Raw genomic sequence first — 16,989 nt, 5'->3', positions numbered from 1 at the left:
GGTTACTCCTCGCTGGCGGCGCGGGGGCGGATGATCTGGCCGGTGCGACGCTGCTCGAAAATGTGGGCGGTCCAGCCGGCCATGCGGCCCACCGCGAAAATCGCCATGCCCGCGCCTTCCGGCAGGCCCAGCTCGCACTCGACCAGGGCCAGGCCGAAATCGATGGTCGGGTGGTGCCCGGTCAGGGCCTGCACGTCGGCGGCGATGGCGTGCCAGGTGTCCGCCTCCGGAAACAGCCGCAACAGGGCCTTCGCCCGCGGGTCGCCATCCGGATAGAGCGGATGGCCGAAGCCCGGCGGCGGCGCCGGATCGTCCGTCACGCTTTGCCGCCAGTCCGGCGGGTTCGGCCCGGCCATGGCCATCACCCAGTCGCGGCAGCGCGCGGTGATGCCGCCATGGCGATTGCCCGAGAGCGTCGCAACCCCCACCAACAGGGAGGCCGGCAGGGAGGCCCCGGCGGACGCCGCGACCCGTGCGGCATAGGCGGACGCGTTCAACTCATGATCGGCCGAGAGCACCAGGGCAGAGCGGATCGCGTCCGCGGCCTCGGGTCGGTTCGACCAGGCGCGGGCCAGAAGCTCGTGCATCGGCCGGTCGGGATGATCGCCACCGCCCTGCCCCGCTGCGCTCAACGCCGCCAGCCGCAGCAACTGCGCCGCCCGTGGTCGGCCGTCGCCAACGCGGCCAGCCACCGCCTCCGCCGTCAGCATGCCGAGGACACGGTCGAACGGCAGGCGGTAATCGGGAATCCGCCAGTCCGCGGGCAGGCGCACCGGCGCCCTCGGCTGCACCTCCGCCAGCAAGGCCAGAGCGTCCTCCAGGGACGCACGACTGGCGAATTCGACCGCATCCCGGCCGCGATAATGGTAATGGCCGTCGGCAATGCGCGTGATCTTCGAGGTGAGGATCGGCTCGCCCCAGTTGATGGTCGATTCCGCCACCGCCCGGCGCGAGCGGCCACGGTGCTTGCGCGCCCGCAACATCTCGACATCGCGATGGTCGTAGAGGCTCCGCCGTCGGTCGCTCGGATGCGGGGCGGCGCGCAGCAGGCCGCGGCTCACATAGGCGTAAAGCGTGTCGCGGCTGATGCCGAGCGTCTTGCAGACCTCGGCCGCGGTGGCAATGCAATGGGCGGGGTCGGATTCATTTTTCATATTGATTATCTTGATCAAGATTGACCGTTTGTCCAGAAGCGAATTCCCTGTCGGCCGACGCATGAAGGAGCCCTCGGTCATGTCCCACGGCCTTCTCGATTCCATCCTCGCGGCCTACCCACGGGCGGGACGCGACGGCCTTCGGGTCCGCTTCGGCGAAACCGGCAGCGGCGACCTGCCCGCCTGGTTCGATGTCAGCGGTCTGGCGGCGGCGAGCATGGGCGCGGCCGGGCAAATGCTGGCGCGTCACCGCACCCTGCGGACCGGCGAACCGACCGCGGTGACCGCGGACCGGCGGCTGGCCTCGTTCTGGTTCGGCATGACGGTGCGGCCGCAGGGCTGGCAGATGCCGCCCGCCTGGGACCCGATTGCCGGCGACTACCGCGCCAAGGACCGCTGGATCCGCCTGCACACCAACGCGCCGCACCATCGCGCCGCGGCGCTCTCGGTGCTGGGGGACCACGCCGACCGGGCGAGCCTGGAACCGGCGGTGGCCACCTGGGAGGCGCGAGATCTGGAACGGGCCGTGGTCGCGGCGGGCGGCTGTGCGGCGGTGATGCACGACCTGCACGAATGGTCCTTGCATCCGCAGGGGCAGGCCGTCGCCGCGGAGCCCCTGGTGCACTGGCGCGCCTGGGGCGAGCACGCACCGCGTCGCCGCGAGGCGCCGGCCGACCGGCCGCTGGCCGGGCTGAAAGTCCTGGATCTGACCCGCGTCCTGGCCGGGCCGGTCGCCGGGCGGTTTCTGGCGGGCTACGGCGCCGGCCTGCTGCGCATCGACCCGCCGGACTGGGACGAGCCCGGCGTGGTGCCGGAGGTGACGCTCGGCAAGCGTTGTGCGCGGCTCGACCTGAAAACGCCGGAGGGTCGGCGCGTGTTCGAGACTCTGCTGGCCGAGGCCGATGTGCTGCTGCACGGCTATCGCGCCGACGCATTGGAACGGCTCGGCTATGGCGGCGAGCGTCTGTGGGCGATCCGGCCGGGCCTGATCGACGTCTCCCTGAACGCCTATGGCTGGACCGGCCCCTGGGCCACCCGCCGCGGCTTCGACAGCCTGGTGCAGATGTCGAGCGGCATTGCCGACTACGGCATGCGCCTCAGCGGGGCGGCGAAGCCGACGCCGCTGCCGGTGCAGGCTTTGGACATGGCGACCGGCTATCTGCTGGCCGCCGCGGTCTTGCACGCCCTGAACGAGCGGATGGAAACGGGCACCGTCTGGTCCGCCCGCCTGTCGCTGGCAAGGGTGGCGCACCTCTTGATCGGCTCGAAACGCGGCACGCCCGGCGACGGCATGGCAGCGGAAACCGAAGCGGACTGGGACGCTCGGATCGAGGCCACCGACTGGGGGCCGGCGCGGCGGCCGCTATTCCCGGTTGCGGTCGAGGGGGCACCCGCGCGCTGGAATCTTCCGGCCCGCGAACTCGGCTGGTCCGCACCGATGTGGGGGTGAGGGCATTAACAACCCGCCTTCCCCCTCCCCCCGCTTCCCCGGGCCTGACCCGGGGTCCATGCCAGAGCGGCCTTTTGCACCAAAAGCGGTGGTATCGGCTCACCTCTCGGTCTATCTCCCATTGCTCCCGCGGAGGCGGGAGGCCATGCCTGAGCGTATCTCACAAGCGCCGGATTTTTGGGGAAAGTCTCAGGCATGGCCCCCGGGTCAAGCCCGGGGAAATGGGAATGACAAGGAGCGGGAAACGGAGCGGGAGGAAGTGAAAACTCACGGCAGGAACCGCCCCCGACGCGCCTGGCCGTTAAATCACGCCCATGCGCTTGGCAATCACGGTGCGCATGATCTCGGACGAGCCGCCGCCGATCGGGCCGACGCGGGCGTCGCGATAGAGCTGGCTCATGCGGCCGTCCATATAGCCGGCGCCGCCCATGATCTGCACGCCCAGGTCGGCCACGATCATGTTGTATTCGGTTGCCACCGTCTTGGCGATGGCGGTTTCCAACACCGGGTCCTCGCCCGCGTCCAGCCTATCGGCGACGCTGTAGGTGTGCAGGCGCGCGGTCTCGGTCATCATCGCCATGTCGGCGAATTTGTGGCTGATCGCCTGGAATTCGGTGATGGTCTGGCCGAACGCCTTGCGCTGGGTCGCCCAGTCCTTGGCGATCTCGATGATCTTCATCATCTGCCCGGCGCTGGCCGCAGCCAGCAGCATGCGCTCCATGTTGAGGCCGCGCATCAGCAGGGGCCAGCCGCGGTTTTCCTCACCCACCAGATGCGAGGCCGGCACGCGCACCTCGTCCAGAAACACCTCGTTCGGCAGCGAGGTGCGGCGGCCCATCGGGTTCAGGTTGCGGATGGTGACGCCGGGCAGCTTGGTGTCGAGCAGAAACAGCGACAGGCCCTTGTGGCCGGCGCCGGGGTCGGTCTTGGCGGTGATGACCAGATAGTCGGCGACATGGGCGTTGGTGATGAACACCTTCTGGCCGCTGATGACATAGTCATCGCCATCCCGCTTTGCCCGGGTCAGGATCGCCGCGGCGTCCGAGCCGCCGGAGGGCTCGGAATAGCCGACCGCCATGCGCAGCTTGCCGCCGATCACCTTGGGCAACAACTCCCGCTTCATCCAGTCGGCGCCATGGAATTGCAGGTGCAGGCCGCCATAGATCACCGTGGTCATGAAGGCCGAGGTGATGCCCGCATGGTGATAACCCAGCGCCTCAATAAAGACGGCCAAGTCCTTGTTCGAGGCCGCGGCACCGCCATAGCGTTCCTCGAACGGCAGCGCGAGCCAGCCAGCTTCGGCCAGCGCCTGAAACGCCTCGGCCGGATAGGCGCTGTCGGCCTCCAGTTCCAGGATTTTCGCCTCGGGCAGCACGCGGTTCAGCGTGCCCAGCACCGAGTCGCGCATCATCACCTGCTCTTGCGAGAAGCCAAAGGTCTTGTAGGGCATGGGCCGCGGTCCTTGGGGTCAGCCGGACCGGCGGCGGAAGACGGCGTCAGCCCTGCCGGTCCTTCGGATGGTTTTGGCCGTCGAAAGGGACGAGGGTCACATTAGGCATGATCGCGTCGAACTCGTCCAGGCAGCGCGCGTTGACGCTGTAGCGCTCCGGATGCATGCGCGGGCGGTTGAAGACATGGATGCCGCAATGCCGGCAAAACCAGTGCTTCGCCGTGTGGGAACGCCACTGGTAGAGCGTGAGCGCCTGCTCGCCCCGGTCGATGGTCAGGTCGGCCTCCGGCACCGCCAGATGCAGGATGCCTTTCTTGCGACAGACCGAGCAATTGCAGTCGGTCAGGCTGTCGACCGGCGCATCCCGGCGGACAGTGATGCGGACCGCACCGCAATGGCAACCACCGTGATAGTCCGGCATCCTGCCCTCCCGGTCGGCCCGCCTGTCCGGGCCTAGACGTACTCGACCTTCATCACCTCGTAGAAGCGCGACCCGGACGGCGCGTTGACCTCCACCTGGTCGCCGGCCTCCTTGCCGATCAGGGCACGGGCCATGGGCGAGGTGATGGAGATGCGGCCATGGTCGATGTCGGACTCGTCAGCGCCGACGATCTGGAACACCGACTCCTCCTCCGTGTCCTCGTCGACAATGGTCACGGTCGCGCCGAACTTCACGTTCGCGCTGCCGGCCATGTTGACCGGGTTGATGATCTCGGCACGGCTGGTCTTGTCTTCCAGTTCGGCGATCCGGCCTTCGATGAAGGCCTGCTTTTCCTTCGCCGCATGGTATTCCGCGTTTTCCGACAGGTCGCCGTGCGCGCGCGCTTCCGCAATGGCCCGGATCACCGACGGGCGCGCCTCGGATTTCAAGCGGCGCAGTTCTTCCTCCAGCCGCTGATAGCCCGCGGGCGTCATTGGGACCTTGTCCATACGAAAACCTCCAAAGCGTAATCGTCGCGCCCGGACCTCAACTGGCCGAGCCCGCGATGATATGTCTCCCAGTAAAATCCTGCCAGATCGACGCCATTCGACGGCGCGCGCCATTCCGCGCCACAGGTGCGGAGGCCCGACAAGCCGGTAAAGACCCGCCGTTGCCCCTTGTCAAACGCCGGGTTGATCGACTGGTAGGGTTTTATCGCCTGCCATCAGGCTAGAACGATCCGTTAAAATAGTCCTGAAGCGGGGAAACTTCAAGATCACCCGCACGCAGGGCCGCAATCCCCTCCACCGCGGCCCGCGCGCCGGCCATGGTCGTGTAGTACGGCACCCGCTCGGTCAGCGCGGCACGGCGCAGGCTGAAGCTGTCGGTCACCGCCTGCTTGCCCTCGGTGGTGTTGATCACCAGATCGATTTCGCCGTTGCGGATCGAGTCGACGATGTGCGGCCGGCCTTCCATCACCTTGTTGGCGCGGCCGACCGAAAGGCCCTCGGCTTCCAGCGCCCTGAGCGTGCCGCCGGTCGCCACCAGCTTGAAGCCCAGCTCGGCCAGCCGGCGCGCCACCGGCACGATGCCCGGCTTGTCGCCGTCGCGCACCGACAGGAACACCGTGCCGTGGCAGGGCAGCATGGCGCTGGCGCCGAGCTGCGACTTGGCGAAGGCGCGGCCGAAATCCCGGTCGAGGCCCATGACCTCGCCGGTCGACTTCATCTCCGGCCCCAGCAGCGTGTCGACACCGGGGAAGCGGGCGAACGGGAACACCGCCTCCTTGACCGCGATATGGTCCGGGGTGAGGTTGATCGGCGGGAAATCCGCCAGCTTCTCGCCCGCCATCAGGCGCGCGGCGATCTTGGCGATCGGCGCGCCGATGGCCTTGGCGACGAACGGCACCGTGCGGCTGGCGCGCGGGTTCACCTCCAGAATGTAGATCGCATCCTGGCCGTCTTCCTTGCGCACCGCGAACTGGGTGTTCATCAACCCGACGACGTTCAGCGCCTTGGCCAGCGCCTCGGCCTGGCGCGCGATCGCCGCCACCGTATCGGCGGACAGCGAATAGGGCGGCAGCGAGCAGGCGCTGTCGCCGGAATGCACGCCGGCTTCCTCGATATGCTCCATGATGCCGGCGACGCGCACGTCCGTGCCGTCGGCCAGCGCGTCCACGTCCACCTCGATGGCGTCGTTCAGGTAGGAGTCGACCAGCACCGGGCTGTCGCCGGAGACCTGCACCGCCGTCGCGATGTAGTTCACCAGGCCTTCCCGGTCGTGCACGATCTGCATGGCCCGGCCGCCCAGCACATAGGACGGCCGCAGCAGCACCGGATAGCCGATCTTCGCGGCCACCGCTTCGGCTTCCTCCAGCGAGTGGGCGATGCCGTTCGGCGGCTGGCGCAGGTCCAGCCTCGTGATCAGGTCCTGGAAGCGCTCGCGATCCTCCGCCAGGTCGATGGCATCGGGCGAGGTGCCCAGGATCGGGATGCCGGCGGTCTCCAGCGCCTCCGCCAGTTTCAGCGGCGTCTGGCCGCCGAACTGCACGATCACGCCCTTGAGCGTGCCCTTCGACTGCTCCTTGCGCGCGATCTCGATCACGTCCTCGGCGGTCAGCGGCTCGAAATACAGGCGGTCGGCGGTGTCGTAGTCGGTGGAGACGGTTTCCGGGTTGCAGTTGACCATGATGGTCTCGTACCCGGCTTCCTGCAGCGCGAACACCGCATGGACGCAGCAATAGTCGAACTCGATCCCCTGCCCGATCCGGTTCGGCCCGCCGCCCAGGATCATCACCTTGGTGCGGTCGGTCGGCTCCGCCTCGCATTCGGGCGGGATGGAGCCGTCGCCCTCGTAACAGGAATAGAGATACGGGGTTTCGCTGGCGAATTCCGCAGCGCAGGTATCGATGCGCTTGTAGACCGGGCGCACGTCCAGCCGGTGGCGCAGCGCCGCGACATGCGCTTCCTTCGAACTCGCCAGTTCGGCGAGGCGCGCGTCGCTGAAGCCCATGCGCTTCAAGCGCCACAACGCCTGCGCATCCTCCGGCAGGCCGTTGGCGCGCACGCCGTTCTCGGCCTCGACAATGGCGCGCACCTGCTCCAGGAACCAGGGGTCGTATTTGCAGGCCTGGCGAATGGTCTCGGTCGAGAGGCCGGCGCGATAGGCCTGCGCGATGGTCAGCAGACGGTCCGGCCGCGGCTGGGCCAGGGCGGCGAGGATCACCTCCGGATCGTCGCTGCCGGGGATGGACACTTCGTTCAGCCCGGTCAGGCCGGTTTCCATCGACCGGAAGGCCTTTTGCAGCGATTCGGCAAAACAGCGCCCGACGGACATCGCCTCGCCTACCGACTTCATCGACGTGGTCAGCAACGGGTCCGAGCCCGGGAACTTCTCGAAGGTGAAGCGGGGCATTTTGGTGACGACATAGTCGATGGTCGGCTCGAACGAGGCCGGCGTCACGCGGGTGATGTCGTTGTCCAGCTCGTCCAGCGTGTAGCCGACCGCCAGCTTGGCCGCGATCTTGGCAATCGGGAAGCCCGTGGCCTTCGACGCCAGCGCCGACGAGCGCGAAACGCGGGGGTTCATCTCGATCACGATCAGGCGGCCGGTCTCGGGATTGACCGCGAACTGCACGTTCGAGCCGCCGGTGTCCACGCCGATCTCGCGCAGGCACGCAATCGAGGCGTCGCGCATGATCTGGTATTCTTTGTCGGTCAGCGTCAGCGCCGGCGCCACCGTCACCGAATCGCCCGTGTGCACGCCCATCGGGTCGATATTCTCGATCGAGCAGATGATGATGCAGTTGTCCGCGTGGTCGCGAACCACCTCCATCTCATACTCTTTCCAGCCCAGCACGCTTTCCTCGACCAGCACCTGGCCGACCGGCGAGACCTCCAGGCCGTTGCGCACGATCTGCTCGAACTCGTCGCGGTTGTAGGCGATGCCGCCGCCCTGCCCGCCCAGGGTGAAGGACGGACGGATGATGGCGGGAAGGCCGATGCCCTCCAGCGCGGCCCGCGCCTCGTCCCAGGTGTTGGCGATCTGGCTTTTCGGCGATTCCAGGCCGATGCGGGTCATGGCATCGCGGAACAGCTCGCGATCCTCCGCCTTGGCGATGGCGTCGCGCTTGGCACCGATCAGCTCCACGTTGAACCTGGCGAGCGTGCCGTTGTCGGCCAGCGCCAGCGCCGTGTTCAGCGCCGTCTGCCCGCCCATGGTCGGCAGCAGCGCGTCCGGCCGCTCTTTCTCGATGATCTTGGCGACCATCTCCGGCGTGATCGGCTCCACATAGGTGGCGTCGGCCAGGTTCGGATCGGTCATGATCGTCGCCGGGTTCGAGTTCACCAGGACGATGCGATAGCCTTCCTCGCGTAGCGCCTTGCACGCCTGCGCCCCGGAATAATCGAACTCGCACGCTTGGCCGATGACGATCGGGCCGGCGCCGATGATCAGGATGGACTTGATGTCTGTGCGTTTGGGCATGTCGGGACCTAGCGCGCCTGATCGATGGCTTCGACGAAACGGTGGAACAGATAATGGCTGTCGTGCGGCCCCGGCGAGGCCTCGGGATGATACTGGACCGAGAACACCGGCCGACCCTCGACCCGCAGCCCTTCGAGCGTGCCGTCGAACAGCGAGACATGGGTGGCCGTGACGCCCTCCGGCAGTGTCTCCGCATCGATGGCAAAGCCGTGATTCTGGCTGGTGATCTCCACCTTGCCGGTGGCCAGATCCTTGACCGGATGGTTGGCGCCGCGGTGGCCGATGGCCATTTTGTAGCTCTTGGCGCCCAGTGCCAGCGCCAGCAACTGGTGGCCGAGGCAGATGCCGAACATCGGCAGGCCGCTCTCCAGCAGCGTCCGGAGGGTGGGCACCGCATATTCCGCCGTTGCCGCCGGGTCGCCGGGGCCGTTGGCCAGGAACAGGCCGTCCGGCTTGTGGGCCAGAATGTCCTCCGCCGTCGCCGTCGCCGGAACCACGGTCACGCGGCAGCCGGCGCTGGCGAGGCAGCGCAGGATGTTGCGCTTGGCGCCGTAGTCCACCGCCACCACATGCCGGTCCGGCCGCTCCAGCGCGCCGAAGCCCTGGCCCAGCCGCCATCGGGTCTGCGACCAGTCGTAGGTCTGGGTGCAGGACACCTCTTTCGCCAGGTCCATGCCTTCCAGCCCCGGCCAGGCCCGCGCCGCCGCCAGCGCGCCCTCCAGGTCCAGCACGCCGTCGGCCGCGTGCACGACAACGCCGTTCGGCGCACCGCCGTCGCGAATGCGGCGGGTCAGACGCCGCGTGTCGATGCCGGCAATGCCGATCAGGCCCTGTCGGGTCAGCCAGGCGTTCAGATGCTCGGCCGCGCGGAAGTTCGACGGGTCGGTGATGTCCATGCGGAGAATGCAGCCGCGCGCCGCCGACGTGCCGGTCTCGATATCCTCGGCATTCGCCCCCACATTGCCGATATGGGGGAAGGTAAAGGTGATGATCTGGCCGGCGAACGAGGGATCGGTCAGGATTTCCTGATACCCCGTCATCGACGTGTTGAAACACACCTCGCCCACGGTCTGGCCGGTCGCACCGATCCCCTTGCCCCAGAAGACCGAACCATCGGCCAGCACCAGGGCAGCGGTCGCGCCGCGCGGCTGTATGGCGCCGGCGAGCGGCGCAGCGGATTCATTCGTATTTGACATCGGACTTTCGTCTGGCCAGAGCGAGGCGATCGGTTGCCACGAGCCGACAAAACCTACGAGAGTTTCGCCTTGCTTGACGGCCCGACACGTTGCCACCTATGAGAGGCGCGTCTGCGGCCGACAGCTAGGCGGTTTAGATAGGCGATCACCCGCAAAAGGTCAAGTTGCGCCATTGGCTATAATATTCGTTAAATCAATGAGTTAGCGAAAAGGACGAATTGTCCGACACTCAATCTTTAGTCGGTTGCTCCGGTTTCGGCCGGTCCGCAGCCGCCCCATCAGCCAAGGAGAGAAACGCCATGCTGCGGTCTCTGGTTTCCCAACAACTCAAAGACGCCATGCGCGCCAAGGACGTCCGCGCGGTATCGACATTGCGTCTCATCTCGGCCGCGATCAAGGATCGGGACATTGCCGCGCGCAGCGACGGCGTCACCGATGGCATCGGCGACGACGAAATTCTGCAACTGCTCCAGAAGATGATTAAGCAGCGGCAGGAATCGATTAGATTGTATGAGGAAGGCGGTCGCCTCGAACTGGCGCAGCAGGAGCGGGAGGAGGTCGACATCATCGAGCGCTTCCTGCCCAAACAGCTGAGCGCGGACGAGGTCGCCGCCGCCGTCGACTCCGTCATCGCCGATATCGGCGCCGGCGGCATCAAGGATATGGGGCCGCTGATGGCGGCGCTGCGCGAGCGCTATGCCGGCACCATGGATTTCGCCAAGGCCAGCGCGGTCGCCAAGGCGCGGTTGATGCGTTAACGTTGTAACAGTGACACGTTTTCACATGACACGAGTCTTCGCATGACATGAGTATCCCGCCGGACTTTCTCGACGACTTGCGAACCCGGGTTCCGGTGTCGGACGTGGTCCGCCGGCGGGTGCAGTTGCGCAAGCAGGGGCGGGAATGGGCGGGCCTCAGCCCGTTCAACAAAGAGAAAACGCCATCCTTCTTCGTGAACGACGACAAGCGGTTTTATCACTGCTTCTCGTCCGGCAAGCATGGCGACGTATTCTCGTTCCTGATGGAGGTGGAAGGCCTGACCTTCCGCGAGGCGGTGGAAACCGTCGCCGCCCTGGCCGGCATGGACGTGCCCAGCGAAGGCCCGGAGATGGAACAGCGCCGCCGGGTCGCGAAGACCGCCATGGACACGCTGGCCATCGCCACGGAATTCTACGAGTCGCAACTTCGCATGCCCGCCGGCCGCGGAGCCCTGGCCTATCTCAAGGATCGCGGCCTGGACGACGCCACCATCCGCCGCTTCCGGCTGGGCTATGCACCGTCCGCCTATGGCAGCTTGGCCGCCAGTCTGACGCCGGACGGAATCTCGCAAGACCAACTGGTCGAAGCCGGCCTGATGAAGCGCCGCGACGACGGCCGCGTCACCGACTATTTCCGCGACCGGATCATGTTCCCGATCACCGACCGGCAGGGCCATGTGATCGCGTTCGGCGGCCGGACCCTGGGCGATGCCCAGCCCAAATATCTGAACTCGCCGGAAAACGCGGTGTTCCACAAGGGCAGCGTGCTCTACGGCCTCGCCTCCGCCCGGCAGGCGGCGCATCAATCCGATCGGGTGCTGGTGGTCGAAGGCTATATGGACGTGATCGCCCTCGCCCAGGCGGGCATTGCCGAGGCCGTGGCCCCGCTCGGCACCGCCATCGGCGAGGACCAGATCCGCCTGCTCTGGACCCTGGCGGCGGAGCCGGTGCTCTGCCTCGACGGCGACCGCGCCGGCCGCGCCGCCGCCATCCGCGCCGCCGAACGCGCCCTGCCCGGCCTGAAACCGGGCAAGTCGCTGCGCTTTGCCCTGCTGCCGGAAGGCGAGGACCCGGACACGCTGGTCCGACGCCGGGGCACCGAAGCGGTGGAGGCCATCGTGGCCGCGGCGACGCCGCTGGCGGATGTGCTGTGGCAGGCGGAAGCCGAGCGCAACCCGCCGACGTCGCCCGAACGCCGCGCCGCCTTTCACCGCGCGCTGTTGGCGCAGGTGCAGCGGATCGCCGACGAGACCGTGCGCGCCTATTACGAGCAGGATATGCGCCAGCGGCTGCGTGCGGCCTTTACGCCCGCGGCCCCGCCGGCGGACGCGACCGCCGGTCATCGCAACCGCCGGCGCCCCTGGACCGGTGAGCCCACCCGTCGGCTACGGCCGAATCGCCGGCCGAATCCCGGGGACCTGGCGCATCAGCGCGAGCGCGTGTTGCTGGGATTGCTGGTCTTGCACCCTGTTCTGGCAGAGGAAGTGGCCGAGCGATTCGCCGCGATTCCATTGCGCGACAACGCGCTTGACAGTTTGCGCAACCGAATTTTAAGCGTACTTGTCACCCATAATGACCTTGACGCTGGTCGCTTCATGACACAGCTAATGGAAGGAGTCGCTTCGGCGCCGGACATGACAGCCCTGATCTCCTCGATGATCGTGTCAGCCCAGACGGCAATACCGGCGGTTCGTAACAGCGACGCAGTAGCATTGGAAGAGGCCCGCACTGCGGTGGCGGATTTGCTCAAATCCATCGAAAGTGACGGTGTCTCTGCGGATTTGCGGCAGCAGGCCGCAATCTTGGATGACGAATTTGGAGCCTATGACCGGCTCACCCGCTTGGTTGCGGCCGAACGGCAGCGACTGGCGGATGGTCAGGGTTAGGTATAAGTTAGAGTATTCGGGTAAGCGGGACGAGAAACAATATGGCCGCCAAAACAGCGAACCAGGACGCAGCCACCGAAACGCGCGAAGAGGGTCAGGATACGCTGGTCAGCGATGACAGCGCGCAGATCAAGGCTCTCGTCAAGCGCGGCAAGGAGCGTGGCTTCGTCACCTATGACGAGTTGAACCAGGCCCTGCCGTCCGAACAGGTGTCGTCCGAGCAGATCGAAGACACGATGGCGATGCTGTCCGAACTGGGCATCAACGTCGTCGAGTCCGAGGAAAGCGAAGAAAGCACGCCGGCGGCGGCCGAGCGCGAGGAAGAACCGCGCGCCGCCAGCGGCAATGTCGACGACGACACCGGCCGCACCGACGATCCCGTGCGCATGTATCTGCGCGAGATGGGGTCGGTCGAACTGCTGAGCCGCGAAGGCGAAATCGCCATCGCCAAGCGGATCGAGGCCGGCCGCATCAAGATGATCACCGCGCTCTATCGCAGCCCGCTCACCATCATGTCGGTGGTGGAATGGGGGCGGCGCCTGCGCGACAGCGAGATCATGCTGCGCGAGTTCATCGACCTGGAAGCCACCCTCGGCGCGGACCAGTCGGCCTCGACGCAGAAGAACCAGACGGCCAACGGCAACGGCGCCGCCGCGAACGGCAACGGCACCGAGGCCAAAGCCGGCGACGACGACTCCGATTCCAAGTCGGTCAACGGCCATCGCAATGGCGCCGCCGCGAATGGTGCCAACGGCAGCAATGGCCGGGCGCGCATGGCCGACGATGACGAGAGCGAAGAAACGGAAGACGAATCCGAGTCCGAGGACGACGACGACACCGAGAACAACCTGTCGCTCGCGGCCATGGAACAGGCCGTCCTGCCGGGCGTGGCCTCTGCGCTGGGCGCGGTCGCGGACCTGCAGCCGGGCCTGATCGCCATGCAGCAGGCGCGCCTTGCCGAGATGGAAGGCGGCGAGGAGTTGAGCGAGGAGGCCGCGCGCCGCTATCTCGAACTCCAGGTGGCCATGGCGGAGCGCATGGCGCTGGTCCGCCTGAACAACACCAAGATCGACCAGTTGATGGAAGATCTCTACGCCCGCAACAAGCAGATCGTGGCCATCGAAGGCCGGATTCTGCGCATGGCACTCGACTCGGGCGTGCCGCGCGAGGTCTTCCTGAAAGACTGGCGCGGCCGTGAGACCGATCCGAAATGGCTGCGCTCCATCAGCCAGAAGAAAGAGTGGAAGGCGTTCTGCAAGACCCATGCCGAAGAGGCGAAGGAGTTGCGCAGCGACATCGTCGACATCTGCCACAATGTCGGCCTGCCCTTCGACGAATTCCGCGAAATGGTCACCGCCGTCCAACAGGGCGAGCGTGAGGCCAGCCGCGCCAAGAAGGAAATGGTCGAGGCGAACCTGCGCCTCGTGATTTCCATCGCCAAGAAATACACCAATCGCGGCCTGCAATTCCTCGACCTGATCCAGGAAGGCAATATCGGCCTGATGAAGGCGGTCGATAAGTTCGAATACCGCCGCGGCTACAAGTTCTCGACCTATGCCACCTGGTGGATTCGCCAGGCGATCACCCGTTCCATCGCCGATCAGGCGCGCACCATCCGTATTCCGGTGCACATGATCGAGACGATCAACAAGCTGGTGCGCACGTCGCGCCAGATGCTGCACGAAATCGGCCGCGAGCCGACGCCGGAAGAACTGGCGCTCAAGCTGCACATGCCGCTGGAGAAGGTGCGCAAGGTGCTGAAGATCGCCAAGGAGCCGATCTCCCTCGAAACACCGATCGGCGACGAGGAAGACTCGCATCTGGGCGATTTCATCGAGGACAAGAACGCGGTGCAGCCGCTGGATGCCGCCATCCAGGGCAATCTGCGCGAAAGCACGACCCGCGTGCTCGCCTCGCTGACCCCGCGCGAGGAACGCGTGCTGCGCATGCGCTTCGGCATCGGCATGAACACCGACCACACGCTGGAGGAAGTCGGCCAGCAGTTCTCGGTGACGCGCGAACGCATCCGCCAGATCGAGGCGAAGGCGCTGCGCAAGCTGAAACATCCGAGCCGCAGCCGCAAGCTCCGCTCCTTCCTCGACACCTAGGCCGATGCAAGCCGCCGTCTCTCCCACGACAGCGGCCGACGACGCGATCCTGGTCGAGCCGCTCTCTCCCGCCGTCGGGCTGGAAGTGCGCGGCGTCGATCTCGACACGCTGTCGGACGAACTGGCAGCGATGGTGCGCGACCTCTGGCAGGTGGGCGGCGCGCTGCTGTTCCGCGGCTGTGCCGACCCCGCCCGTTGCGCCGCCGCGCTCGGCCGCGCCATCGCCGGCAAGACGCTGATTGCCGTCTCCGCCAGCATTCCCGGCAGTGCCGAATGGAGCATGGTCGGCGCGGACGGAACCGCCTCTCTACCCCTCGCCTGCGTCGTCGGGACCGGCGATGCGGCCCTGCCGCCGCTCTGGCTCGCCGGCATGGAGGCCGCCGCCGATTCCCTGCGCATGACCGCACCGGAGACTCTGAAAGACGCAGAGGGCCTGCATTTCGCCCACTCGCTCGACGGCCCGATGCGTCCGGTGCTGCTGGAACACCCGCTGACCGGCGCGACCGTGCTTTACCCGCCTCCCCGCCGCGCGGCGTCTCAGGATCCGGTCGGCCAGGCGCTGGTCCGCACCGCGGAGGAACCGCAATTCGGCCATTGCCATGCCTGGCAGCCGGGCGACGTGCTGGCCTGGGACCCGCGCGCCGTCCGCGCCCGCTGGGACGAGGCTCCGGCGGAAGACAGCGCCACATTCGCCATCGTCCGCGCCGCCTCCAGCCTGCCGGCCAAGCCCGACTGGGAATTGCCGGTCTGATTCAAAACCCCGATTGTGTTTCCCGGCCGTCGCGGAGCGGCGGGCCGGGACCGGTCGCCCTCGCGAACACCACCGCCAGCCGTGTTCGCACGCCGCAACCGGCCCCGGACGGCGGCTCCGCCACCTCCGGGGTACGGAACGCCTAGGCCAGCGTGTCGATGGCCTGGCGCAAGTCGGCGCGATGGTCCGGGTGGGCGATGGCGATCATCGCTTCGGCCCGCTCGACCAGGGTCTTGCCGCGCAATTCCGCCATGCCGAACTCCGTGATCACCACGTCCGCGTCGGCCCGAACCGTGGTGACGGGGCCGGAGAGCCGCGGCACGATCCGGGGCCGCTTGGCCTTGCCGGCGGTGGCGCCGAGGGTGATGATCGCCCGCCCCTGCGGCGCTTCGAACGCCGCGCGGTGAAAATTCACCTGGCCGCCGACCGCGCCGATATAGCGCCCGTCCACGGCCTCCGAGCCCACCTGGCCGGTCAGGTCCACTTCCAGCGCGGAGTTGATCGCGTAGAATTTGCGGAAATTGCGCAGCACCTCCGCCGAATGGGTGTAGCGGCCGCGGCGCATCAGCAATTGCGGGTTGCGATGGGCGAAATCCAGCAGCCGCTGCGAGCCATAGAGCGACGTCACCACGGTAAAGCCCTGGTCGATCTCCTTGTGCCGGTTCGAGATCGCACCGGCTTCCGCCAGTTCCACATAGCTGTCGGCGAGGCTGCCGGAATGGCAGCCCAGCTCCTTGTGCCCGACCAGGGCGCGGGCGATGGCGTCCGGCGTCGCGCCGACGCCGTACTGGAAGGTCGCGCCGTTCGGCACCAGGCGGGCCACCTGCTCGGCGATGGCATGGTCCACGGGGCCGGGCGCGCGGGCCTGCCAGAGGTCCGGCGGCTGCGTCGCGGGAAAGACCTTGGTGAGGAAATCCCCGGAAATCTCGCTGTCGCCATGGGTCCAGGGCATGGCCGAGTTTTCCTCCGCCAGCACCACCCGCGCGCATTCCATGGCGTCGCGCACATGGTCCAGCGACAGGCCCAGCGAGCGGCGGCCGGCCTCGTCCGCCGGCGTCACGGTGCAGAACACCACGTCCGGCACCAGCAGCCCGTCATGGAACAGGCGGGCATAGTCGCTGAAATGGGCCGGCACGATCTCCAGCTTGCCGGCCTGGAACAGCTTCGCGTTCACGCCGAAGCCGTCCATGGAGAGGTAGCGCACGCCCTCGCTCGTCAGCCGATCCGCGCCGGGGTCGAGGGGGAAGCTGTTCAGGAACCGCACGCCCCCCAATCGCTCGGCCTGCCCGATCAGGGCCTTGACCAGACTTTGCGGCGCGCCGCCCAACTGGGCGCAGAACACCAGGTCGCCGGGCTTGATATAGGGGGAGAGGTCGATCCTCATGCGGGTTTGCCGTTCTCGTAGGCGTCTAACATGTCCAGCAGCATTTGCGGCAGCGGCGCGCTTTGGTGGGTTTCCTGGTTGGTATAGACCCAGACCACCTCCCCCGTCGTGCGCAAATCTTCCTCGCCGGCCGGGTGAATCTCGAAGACGAAGGTCAGGCTGGTCCGGCCGATGCGGCCCGGGCGCACGAACACCTCGATATCCTCGCGCTTGCCGATGGGCTGCTTCCATTCCACCACGCCGCGAACCGCATGGTAGTCGTGGCCGCTGCGGTCCACCTCGCCCTCATAGTCCAGGCCGATGGCGACGATGTATTCGGTAATCGCCGTATCGAAGTACGTCAGATAGTGCGCATTGAAGACGATGGCCTGATTGTCCACTTCGGAATAGCGCACGCGCGTCGGCCAGGAAAAGCGAAAGTCACTGCGGGCCATGGGGGTCTCTCAG

General features: G+C 67.0%; 13 protein-coding genes. 5 read left to right on the top strand and 8 right to left on the bottom strand.

What is annotated here, in order from left to right; all coding sequences use genetic code 11:
- Positions 1–2 precede the first annotated feature (2 nt).
- Positions 3–1,154, bottom strand: a complete 1,152-nt coding sequence (locus tag H6844_11395) for a helix-turn-helix domain-containing protein (protein ID MCB9930002.1) — start codon at positions 1,152–1,154, stop codon at positions 3–5.
- A 79-nt stretch (positions 1,155–1,233) separates the two neighbouring features.
- Here H6844_11395 and H6844_11390 point away from each other — a divergent pair, with 79 nt between their 5' ends.
- Entirely contained in the window at positions 1,234–2,604 is a 1,371-nt protein-coding gene (locus tag H6844_11390) for a CoA transferase (GenBank protein MCB9930001.1), read from the top strand.
- Between the two features lie 301 nt (positions 2,605–2,905).
- Here H6844_11390 and H6844_11385 read toward each other — a convergent pair whose 3' ends face one another.
- The 5 genes from H6844_11385 to carA all read right to left on the bottom strand — a co-directional run bounded on the left by H6844_11385 (position 2,906) and on the right by carA (position 9,655).
- Positions 2,906–4,054 carry an acyl-CoA/acyl-ACP dehydrogenase gene (locus tag H6844_11385; GenBank protein ID MCB9930000.1) on the bottom strand — a complete coding sequence of 383 codons (1,149 nt, stop codon included), beginning with the start codon at positions 4,052–4,054 and terminating at the stop codon, positions 2,906–2,908.
- A gap of 46 nt (positions 4,055–4,100) precedes the next feature.
- Complete coding sequence (locus H6844_11380; GenBank protein MCB9929999.1) at positions 4,101–4,475, bottom strand: GFA family protein; 375 nt, start codon at positions 4,473–4,475, stop codon at positions 4,101–4,103.
- A gap of 32 nt (positions 4,476–4,507) precedes the next feature.
- Positions 4,508–4,984: a transcription elongation factor GreA gene (greA, locus tag H6844_11375; protein ID MCB9929998.1), complete on the bottom strand. Its 477-nt coding sequence runs from the start codon at positions 4,982–4,984 to the stop codon at positions 4,508–4,510.
- A gap of 220 nt (positions 4,985–5,204) precedes the next feature.
- Entirely contained in the window at positions 5,205–8,459 is a 3,255-nt protein-coding gene (gene carB, locus H6844_11370) for a carbamoyl-phosphate synthase large subunit (protein ID MCB9929997.1), read from the bottom strand.
- Between the two features lie 8 nt (positions 8,460–8,467).
- On the bottom strand, positions 8,468–9,655 hold the full coding sequence (gene carA / locus H6844_11365; GenBank protein ID MCB9929996.1) for a glutamine-hydrolyzing carbamoyl-phosphate synthase small subunit: 1,188 nt from the start codon (positions 9,653–9,655) through the stop codon (positions 8,468–8,470).
- A 299-nt stretch (positions 9,656–9,954) separates the two neighbouring features.
- Here carA and H6844_11360 point away from each other — a divergent pair, with 299 nt between their 5' ends.
- The 4 genes from H6844_11360 to H6844_11345 are packed head-to-tail and all read left to right on the top strand — an operon-like array spanning position 9,955 to position 15,158.
- On the top strand, positions 9,955–10,413 hold the full coding sequence (locus H6844_11360) for a GatB/YqeY domain-containing protein (protein ID MCB9929995.1): 459 nt from the start codon (positions 9,955–9,957) through the stop codon (positions 10,411–10,413).
- Between the two features lie 47 nt (positions 10,414–10,460).
- Entirely contained in the window at positions 10,461–12,299 is a 1,839-nt protein-coding gene (locus H6844_11355) for a DNA primase (GenBank protein ID MCB9929994.1), read from the top strand.
- A gap of 41 nt (positions 12,300–12,340) precedes the next feature.
- On the top strand, positions 12,341–14,407 hold the full coding sequence (rpoD, locus tag H6844_11350; protein ID MCB9929993.1) for an RNA polymerase sigma factor RpoD: 2,067 nt from the start codon (positions 12,341–12,343) through the stop codon (positions 14,405–14,407).
- 4 nt (positions 14,408–14,411) lie between these two features.
- Positions 14,412–15,158: a hypothetical protein gene (locus tag H6844_11345; protein MCB9929992.1), complete on the top strand. Its 747-nt coding sequence runs from the start codon at positions 14,412–14,414 to the stop codon at positions 15,156–15,158.
- A gap of 142 nt (positions 15,159–15,300) precedes the next feature.
- Here the strand turns inward: H6844_11345 and H6844_11340 are convergent, their stop codons facing one another.
- On the bottom strand, positions 15,301–16,542 hold the full coding sequence (locus tag H6844_11340) for an acetyl-CoA hydrolase (protein ID MCB9929991.1): 1,242 nt from the start codon (positions 16,540–16,542) through the stop codon (positions 15,301–15,303).
- The gene (locus H6844_11335; GenBank protein MCB9929990.1) at positions 16,539–16,976 is read right to left on the bottom strand and encodes an acyl-CoA thioesterase; all 438 of its coding nucleotides are present in this window, start codon (positions 16,974–16,976) and stop codon (positions 16,539–16,541) included. Before H6844_11335 ends, H6844_11340 begins: the two co-directional genes overlap by 4 nt.
- Between the last annotated feature and the right edge of the window lie 13 nt (positions 16,977–16,989).

This window comes from Alphaproteobacteria bacterium, from assembly GCA_020638555.1.
GTDB lineage: Bacteria > Pseudomonadota > Alphaproteobacteria > Bin95 > Bin95 > JACKII01.
This window is presented reverse-complemented; position numbering and strand designations above follow the sequence as displayed.